The sequence below is a fragment of the Microbispora bryophytorum genome, assembly GCF_006874465.1.
Taxonomy (GTDB): domain Bacteria; phylum Actinomycetota; class Actinomycetes; order Streptosporangiales; family Streptosporangiaceae; genus Microbispora; species Microbispora bryophytorum.
This window is the reverse complement of sequence record NZ_VIRL01000044.1, coordinates 1-9,031: the sequence shown is the minus strand read 5'-3', so window position 1 is coordinate 9,031 and position 9,031 is coordinate 1. Positions and strand designations below refer to the sequence as shown.

Sequence of the window (9,031 nt, the reverse complement as noted above, 5' to 3'; positions counted from 1 at the left end):
GGGGCCGGCCAGGCCGGCGCCGGCGAGGGTGAGGCCGAGGACGGAGGCGGCGAGTATCTGGGTGGTCCGGGTGATTTTCACGTGATCATCGCTCCATTTATGGGGGGCGGGGCCGGCCGGCTGATCGGCCGGCCGGCCCCGTGTTGTGCTGCGGCGGTGTCCTCGTCGTGGTGACCGTGGTCACCGCCGGATGGTCACCGCCGGTGCGGCCGGCCGTTCAGTAGCGCGGCCGGCCGCGGTCAGGCGGTTCAGCGGCAGCTGGCCGCGGCGTAGTCGGCGTTGTAGGTCGAGGTGACCTGCTTGCCGTCGATCGTGGCGGTCGCCTTCACCGTGACCGTGCCGGCGTCGATCTGCCCGGCGCGGGTGTTGAAGGACTGGTAGGCCTGCTTGCCCGGAGCCACGTCGGCCACGGTCTTGGAACCGAACGGGGTGGTCAGCTCCACCGTCGCCGGAACCTCACCGTTGTTCACGGCAGTCACGGCGAGGTACGCCGAGGTGCCGATGCAGCGAGAGGCGGCGGTGACGGTCAGCTTGACCTCCTGGGCGGGAGCCGCGGAGATCGTCAGCGTGAGCGTCTTGGCCTGCTCGGCGTTGCCCGCCTTGTCGGTCGAGCGGTAGCCCAGCGTGTGCTGGCCCTCGCCGCTGACCTTGACCGGCTCGGTGTAGGCGGTCCAGTTGCCGCCGTCGAGCTGGTACTCGGTCTTGGCGACCCCGCTGCCACCGGTCTCGTCGACCGCCTTCAGCGTGACCGTGACCGGACCGGTGAACGAGCCGTTCTCCGGCTGCTCCGGGTCGGTCGTCGCCGTCGTCACCGGAGCGGTCTTGTCGTCACTGCCGGCCTTGGCCAGCTTGAAGTAGTCGAACGTGACCGTCTTGGACGCGGCCTGGGCGGTGCCGATGGTGTAGACGCCGACCTTCGACGCGTTCGCCACGGCGCTGTTCTTCACCACCGCGACCGTGCCGTTGGTGGCCAGGTCGGTCCAGGTGGTGCCGTTGGAGGAGTAGGAGCCGGTGAAGCTGTCCCCCACCTTCTTCAGGCGCAGCCACCACGGGCCGGCGGCGAGGTTGTTCACCTGCGGCTGCGGGTTCTGCACGGTGCCGCCGACCTCGCTGCGCAGCTCGATCGTCCGCGCCACCGTCGACCCTGCGGCGTTGGTGGTGAGGAAGTCGAACTTCACGTAGTTGTCGTCGTCGCCGTAGACCAGCAGGCCGCCCTGCTGGTACTGCTCGCTGAGGGCCGAACCGTCGACCTTGGTCTCCAGCGTCCAGTCACCGCTCGGCGCCTTCTGCAGGATGAAGTTCTTCGGGCCGCTGTTGGTCGTCCCGTAGATGTCACCCGTGGTGGTGTCGAGCTGCAGCTTGCCGTCGCTCACGCGCGCCGTCGTGGCGTCGGGGCGAACGATCGAGTCCCAGCGGCAGACGTCGAGCGCGGTGCCGTCGAAGTCGTCGTCCGGGTTCGGCCCGGTCGCCTTGTCGTCCGGCGTGATGTGGAACCAGTCGAAGGACGCGTCCACCACCGGGTGGTTGGCCCCGGCCAGCGAGATCAGGCCGATCTGCGGGTTGCTGATCCCGGCGAGCGCCTTGGTCTCCGGCATCGCGGTGAACGTGGTGCCGTCCGACGAGTAGTGGGCGGTGATGTTGGTGCCGTCGCTGATGAACCGGACGTACACCGTGTCGGGGTAGCTGTCCCCGAGGTTGGCCGTGTTGCTGGCGGTCACCTCGTTGGGGGTGGCGTTCTCCTCCCGGATGAACTGGAAGATGCGGCTGGCGTGGTCAGACCCCGAGGTCGACCGCCCCTGGATCACCATCTTGGCGTAGTTGTCGTCGTCGCCGTAGATGACCAGGCCCGCCTGCTGGTACGCGTCGGTCGCCCTCAGCGTGAGCTTGGCGGTGGCGGTCCAGGCACCCGACGGCGCCGGCTGCACGACGATGTTCGGCGTGTTGCCGCCGTCGTCGTAGATGTCGGTGGTCGAGGTCGGGATGGTGAGGTTGCCGTCGGCGACCTTCAGGTCCTGGTTCTCCCGGATGACCGACCAGCGGTCACGGTCGAGCTGGTCGCCCAGGAAGTCGTCGGAGCGGCCGGTGAAGCACACCGTGGCCGGCGCGTTCACCTTGATCGGGATCGAAACGGTGCCCGTCGCGCCCTTCGCGTCGGTCACAGTCGCCACGGCGGTGTAGTTGCCGGGCGCGGTGTAGGTGTAGCTCGCTTCGGCGGTGGTGGCCTCCGTCGCGCCGCTCACCCCGAAGTTCCACTTGTAGGTGACCGGGTCACCCTCGGGGTCGGTCCCGGTCGCCTTGAAGTCGACCTTCAGCGGGGCGACGCCCGACGTCGGGTTCGCCGTCGCGGTCACGGTCGGGCGCTGGTTCTCCGTGGCGCCCTTGCCCACGAAGTCGACCCAGTTGAAGTTGGCCAGGTAGGCGTCGTTCGCCGCGCTCGTCGGCTTGCGCACGACGAAGTACAGCGGACCGCTTTCGGTCGGCGGGTTGGTCAGGTTGAGCGTGACGTCGGCGAACGTCTGCCAGTCACCGGTGGGCGTCACGTCGACCGAACCGACCAGCGTGCCGGTCTCGGGGTTGCCCGTACGGATCTGCACGGTCCCGCCCGCACCGGCCGAAGAGGCCCGCAGCCGGATCGCGGAGACGTTCGACAGGTTGACCGGGTCGAACGACCACCAGTCGCCGTCCTGGACGAACCCGATGTTCATGTTGCCGCCCTGGGCGTCGCCCGAGGTCTCGGTCTGAACGCCGGCAGCGTCGGTGCCCGTGCCGCCGGCCACCCGGCCGGTCTGGCTGAAGTGCTCGGCCTGCTTGCGCTTGGGCTCCAGGATGACCTGGCCCCGGCCGATCAGCGGCTTGGCGCCACCGTCGGCGCCCTCGTCGGTGTAGCTGGCCTCGATCACGTAGAAGAGGTTGTCGTACTCGCCGTGGCCGGCCATCTGCGTCTGCAGGGTGCCCTCACAGCCCTTGAGCTGGTCGAGCGGGTGGCCGTGGCTGTCGTGGCCGAGGATCGCCTGGATCTGGACCTTGTCGCAGTCGATCGTGCCGTCCTCGGGGTCGGTGACGGTGACCTTGAACTTCACCTGGTCGCCGAACTCGAAGAAGGCGCCGTTCGGCGGCAGGTCCACCGTGACGGTGGGACGGGTGTTGCCCGCGTTGATCGACACGCTGGCGGTGGCGGTCTTGCCGTCGGCGTTCGTGACGGTCAGGACGACGTTGTACTCGCCCGCCTCCTCATAGGTGAAGGTGGGGTTGGGGTCGGTGGAGTCGGTCTTGCCGTCACCGTCGAGGTCCCAGGCGTAGGTGATCGCCTGGTCGTCCGGGTCCTGGCTGCCCTCGCTGGAGAACTGGACGGCGAGCGGCAGGGGCCCGTCCGTCTTGTCCGCGGTGACGTGGGCGACCGGCGGGCGCTGGCCCTTGGTGTACTCGATGCGGTAGACGCCGGAGTCGGCGTTGTCGCCGCCGAAGCCGGAGCCCCACTCGATCATGTACAGCGCGCCGTCAGGACCGAACTTCATGTCCATGGGCTTCTTGAAGCTCATCTTCTGAAGGATTCGGTTCATCTCGACGAGCTTGGTGCCGTCCTCGTTGAGCTGGAACGACCACATGGCGTTGTTGTTCCACTCGCCGAACATGGCCTTGCCGTCCCAGTACGCCGGCCACTTCACGTCCGACTTCAGGTTCTCGTCGTACCGGTAGACCGGGCCGCCCATCGGGGCGCCGCCGCTCAGCTCGGGGAAGTTCTGCGGGTCGGCCGCGTAGTGGTACCAGACCGTCGCGGGGATCACCGGCGGCAGGTTGGTCAGGCCCGTGTTGTTGGGCGAGTCGTTGACCGGCGCCGAGCAGTTGAACGCCGACCCCGACTTCTTGGTGGCGAAGTCGTAGTCGATGAACGGCGTGTTGTTGCCGTTGCAGTACGGCCAGCCGTAGTTGCCCGGCTTGGTGATGAGGTTCCACTCGACCGTGTTCTGCGGACCCCGGGTGGCGCTCGCCGAGTTGGCGTCGGGGCCGTACTCGCCGAGCATGATGTTGCCCGTCTTCGGGTCGATACCCATGCGGAACGGGTTGCGGAAGCCCATGCCGTAGATCTCCGGCTTGGTCTTCTCCGTGCCCGGCGCGAACAGGTTGCCGGACGGAACCGTGTAGGTGCCGTCAGCCTCGGGGTGGATGCGCAGCAGCTTGCCGCTGAGGCTGTTGGTGTTGCCCGCGGAGCGCTGGGCGTCCCAGCTGGAGCGGCCGGACTGCTCGTCGATCGGCGCGTAGCCGTCGGAGTTGAACGGGTTGGTGTTGTCGCCCGCGGCCAGCCACAGGTTGCCGGTCGTGTGGTCCATCACCATGCCGCCGCCGTGGTGGCAGCACTCGGCCCGCTGCACCGGGACGTCGAGAAGCTTCTTCTCGCTCGACTTGTCCAGGGTGTCACCGGTGACCGTGAACCGGCTCAGCCGGTCGACGTTCTCCCCGTTGGGCGAGTAGTAGAGGTACAGCCAGTGGTTCGTGTCGAACCCCGGGTCGAGCGCCATCCCGAGCAGGCCGCTCTCGTTGGCGGTGAAGACGTCCATCTTCGCCGCCGTCACCGTGCCGCCGGCGGGCTTGATGACCTTGACCTCGCCGAGCCGGTCGATGAAGAAGACCCGGCCGTCCTTGGCGACGTCCAGCATCATCGGGTTCGACGTGTTGTCGTCGAGCGTGACCTTCTCGAAGCTTTCGCTCTGCGAGGCAGAGCAGTCGGCCTTGACCGCGCCGGAGGCGGTCTCGATGCCGCCCAGCAGCAGCTTCAGGAAGTTGGCCTCGCTGTAGTTCTCCTTCTGGTGGCCGAGCCCGGTGTACCACGAACGGCCACCGTCGTAGTCCTGACACCACGTGTTCGGGTGGTCGGCGCCCATCGTGCCACCGCTGTAGGACTTCTCGTCCAGCGACGTGAGCACGTGGACCGTGCCACGCGGATTGGTCTGGTAGTCGTACCACTCGTCGGTACGGGTCCAGGTCGTCGGCAGGCCCTTGGTGGACGGGTGCGCCGGGTCCTCGACCTTGACGGTGGCCTGCTGGATAGCGGGGTGCTGCTTGAAGTAGGCCCCGACCAGCTTGTTGTACCAGGCCCAGTTGTATCCGCTGTCGGCGGCGGCGTGGACACCCACGAAACCGCCGCCCTTTTCGATGTACCGCTGGAAGGCGTCCTTCTGGTCCTGGGTGGAGACAGGGTCGCCGGTCGTGGACATGAAGATCACGGCCTGGTACTGCGCCAGGTTCGCGTCCGTGAACTGGGCGCTGTCCTCGGTGGTGTCGACCGCGAAGTTGTTCTCCTGGCCGAGCTTCTGCACGGCCGCGATGCCCTCGGGGATCGAGTCGTGCCGGAAGCCGGTGGTCTTCGAGAAGACGAGGACCTTGAAGTCGGGCGCCGCCGCCGTCGTGGCGGCCTCGGCGCTCACGGGCGCCGAGAAAAGCGTGATGACGGGGGCGACGAGGGCCAAGGCCATCGTCGCCGCGGTCCGACGTTTTGTACGTCGTCCCTTTTCTGGCAGGGCCGCATTGTGCGGCCTGGCCCACGTTCGTTGACGTGGAGACATGGAAAACCCTTCCTGACCGGGGGGACGTCAGGCAAGGCGCGCGCCGCCGCGCTTATTGCCACTTGGTTGTAGCGGATATTTCGGTTGCTGGAGGGTGCCGTCTCCAGGTCTGTGGGGGCCGTCAGTAGGCTGCTGGCCGGGGTAGTGGGTCCATGATCGCCGCCGGGTCGTCGATGATGTGGTTGACCACCATGCTCGCGGCGCCGCGGGACGCGGCGCCGAAGCCGAGCGTGGAGGCGACGAACCGGCACTGGGCGGCGGGGGCGGCCACCACGAGCCGCTGCAGCTGATCCTGCGCGTGCGGCAGCAGCCACTGGGCCAGTGAGGCGAAGTAGCCCCCGATGACGATCGCTCGCGGGTTGAACAGGTTGGCCAGGATCGAGCCGCCGAGCCCGAGCCATTCGCCGACCTGTGCCACCGCCATCATCATCCGCCGGTCGCCCGAGGCAAGGCCCCTGGCGATGTCGGCGACTCGTTCACCGGGGTCGGGCACGGGCATGCCGGGCAGCCCGTACGCCTGCTCGGGCATGGCCGCACGTACGAGCGCGGCCAGGCCGACCTTGGTCTCCCAGCAGCCGATGCGGCCGCAGCCGCACTGGTCGCCGTTCGGGTCGACTCGCAAATGCCCGACCTCTCCGGAGAATCCGTCAGCTCCACGAAGGAGCTTGCCGCCGGAGATTATGCCGCCGCCGACGCCCACCTCGCCTGTGAGGTATACCAGGTCGGGTGTGCCGGCGGCGATGCCTGAGGTGTATTCGGCCAGTGCGGCGAGGTTGGCGTCGTTGTCCACGCGCACCGGCACGTTCAGCGGGCCGAGTATGGAGCTCAGCTGGTCGGCCAGGGGCAGGTCGTGCCAGTAGAGGTTCGGCGCGAGTGTCACGACTCCGCGTGTCACGTCCACCAGTCCGGGGACGGCCACCGCGATGCCGGCGGGAACCGCTCCGACTCGCCGCATCGCCTCCACGGCCTCCTTGGCCACGAGCCCGAGCCGGCGCACGGCACTGTCCGGGCCGCTGCCCATCGTGTCGTACACCACCCGGCGCTCGACCAGGACCCGGCCGCTGAGATCGGTGCCGTGGACCGCGATGTAGTCGACGTTGATCTCCATGCCCAGGGCGCCGACGTGCGCGCCGTGCAGCGCCACCGCCCGTCTGGGACGTCCGATCGCGCCCACGTGCTCGACGCCGACCTCCCGCACCAGACGCCGTTCCAGGAGCTCGGCCATGAGGTTGGAGACGGTGGCGCGGTGCAGCCCGGTCGCCTCGGCGATGTCGGCCCGGGACAGCGAGGTGTGGTCGCGCAGCTCACGCAGCACGAGCGAGAGGTTCGCCCTGCGGAGCACCGCTGGACCCGCCGGCAGAGCCACGCCGCCCGGGGCGCGGGTGAGGTGCGGCTCCTTCGTCACCTGCGCCACCGCCTTTTGTTTGTCTCCGAGATCAATTAATGAGGGTTGTAACACGCGGATGTCCGGCTGCGCACCCCCGAAATGCGTAACGAGTTGGCATCGCTCACATTTGTGCACCTGGGAGGCCATTCCGGACACGGTTACCGTAACGTTACGTAACCTGCAACCGGTTTCACTCTTGTCTCACCCGGAACTCCCCGTCTTTAATTCGGCCAGCCATGCGAACTAATTGAGGAGCGGCGTGGACCACAGCAGGGCCGACGGCCACACGATCGACTCGATGAGTCGCGGCGGATCCGCGGGAGTTCCCGCGGACCAGGCCACCGTGCGCCGTTCCAACCTCGCCCTGGTGCTGCGTCACGTGAGCACGTACGGTCCGTGCTCCCGGTCGGCCGTCGCCGTCGCGACCGGGTTGAACAAAACGACCGTGACCAGCCTGGTGAGCGAGTTGCAGGCACGCGGGCTGGTCAAGGAGACGGGGCCGCAGCACGCGGGCTCCGTCGGCCGCCCGAGCGTCGCGCTCGTCCTGGACGGATCGCGGGTCGGCGCCCTGGGCGTGGAAGTCAACGTCGACTACATCGCGGCGATCGCCTCCGATCTTGCCGGTAGAGTGCTCATCGATCGGCGCATCGGTTTCGATGCGATGGGATCCGGGCCGGAACGATCGTTGGACGAGCTGGTCCACGTGATCGAGAAGACCATCGCGGATCTCGACCGGCTCGGGATCGCTCTGGCCGGGATCACCGTGGCGATCCCCGGCCTGATCGACACCACCACCGGCACCGTGGTCGTCGCCCCCAACCTCGGCTGGCATGGGGTAGCGGTCGCGGAGCGGCTGTCGCAGGCCGACATCCGCGGGGGCATCCCCATCATGGTGGACAACGACGCGAATCTCGCCGCGCTGGCCGAATACACTTCGGGCGTCGCGGCGGGGATCTCCGACCTCGTCTACCTCACAGGCGAGGTGGGCGTCGGCGGAGGCGTCATCGCCGGTGGCCGGCTACTGGGCGGAGCGGACGGATTCGCCGGAGAGGTCGGCCACGTCATGGTCGATCCGTCCGGCGGACGGTGCCGCTGCGGCCGTATCGGCTGCTGGGAGACCAAGGTCGGACTGGCCGCGCTGGTCCGCATGGCCACACCGGACCGCGCGTACGGCACGGGCCCCCGGGTCGTACGCGACCCGGAGGAACGGCTCGCCGAGATCGAGCGGCGGCGGGCCGAAGGAGACCCCCGCGTCGACGCCGCGGCCGCGGAGGTGGGCCGGTGGCTCGGAATCGGGTCGGCCATGCTGGTCAACCTCTTCAATCCGAGGGTGATCGTGCTGGGCGGGTACTTCGCTAGGCTCGCCGACCGGCTCATCCCGGCGGCGGAGCAGGAGATGGCCCGCCTGGGCATGAGCGGCGCGGCCGAGCGCTGCCGGTTCGCCGCCTCCGACCTCGGCTTCGGCGCCGCCTCACGCGGCGCGGCCGGAGTCGTCGTCGAGCGAGCGCACTCCGACCCCACAAGCATCACGATCCGACCGTCCCCGACCACCGGGGCGATCGAGGGAACCACGATGGCCCGATTGCCCCACTCACCCTGACCCGCGTGCCCGCCACGCGGCCCCTACCTGTCACCTATCGAATCCAGACGTCCCGTCCGCTTGACCATTCCGTTTCGCATGCCTCGGCACATCCCCGCCCATCCCGGTGCCGCGGCCATGTCGTACGCGGTCAGGCGGACGGGAACCCACAGCTATTTCCCCATCAGAACGTCCCGCCCGCCTGATCGGTCGTCCGGAAGTCGCATCGGCATTGTTGACGCCGACTTCGATGCCGTTGCGGCGGTGCCAGCCGGCGCCGTCAGGCGGGCGGGGCCACGGCCGCACCGTATTCCAGGGAGGCTCCTGTGCCGCGGTCACCATCCGACTCATCATCTCTGCTCCAAATGAGGGGCATTGTCAAGCAGTTTCCCGGCGTGCGTGCGCTGGACGGCGTGGACCTTGAGGTCAGGGCCGGCGAGGTGCACTGTCTGCTGGGCCAGAACGGTGCCGGGAAGTCCACGCTCATCAAGATCTTGTCTGGTG

The 9,031-nt window shown here is 68.4% G+C and carries 4 protein-coding genes; 2 read left to right on the top strand and 2 right to left on the bottom strand.

Annotated features, from left to right (window positions below; all coding sequences use genetic code 11):
• Nucleotides 1-248: 248 nt before the first annotated feature.
• Nucleotides 249-5,471: a ThuA domain-containing protein gene (locus FLX07_RS35550; protein ID WP_189105116.1), complete on the bottom strand. Its 5,223-nt coding sequence runs from the start codon at nt 5,469-5,471 to the stop codon at nt 249-251.
• 211 nt (nt 5,472-5,682) lie between these two features.
• Complete coding sequence (locus FLX07_RS35545; RefSeq protein ID WP_142576335.1) at nt 5,683-6,966, bottom strand: ROK family transcriptional regulator; 1,284 nt, start codon at nt 6,964-6,966, stop codon at nt 5,683-5,685.
• A gap of 241 nt (nt 6,967-7,207) precedes the next feature.
• On the opposite strand from FLX07_RS35545, the gene FLX07_RS35540 reads away from it, so the two are divergent.
• Together FLX07_RS35540 and FLX07_RS35535 are read left to right on the top strand one after the other, a co-directional pair.
• On the top strand, nt 7,208-8,548 hold the full coding sequence (locus FLX07_RS35540) for an ROK family transcriptional regulator (RefSeq protein ID WP_229689989.1): 1,341 nt from the start codon (nt 7,208-7,210) through the stop codon (nt 8,546-8,548).
• A 344-nt stretch (nt 8,549-8,892) separates the two neighbouring features.
• Nucleotides 8,893-9,031, top strand: a 139-nt coding sequence (locus tag FLX07_RS35535; RefSeq protein ID WP_142576333.1) for an ATP-binding cassette domain-containing protein, incomplete at its 3' end; no start/stop codon positions are given.

Bases quoted from the DNA above. Each gene is read 5' to 3' on its own strand.
- FLX07_RS35550 (WP_189105116.1), bottom strand. From the start codon at position 5,471: ATGGCCTTGGCCCTCGTCGCCCCCGTCATCACGCTTTTCTCGGCGCCC.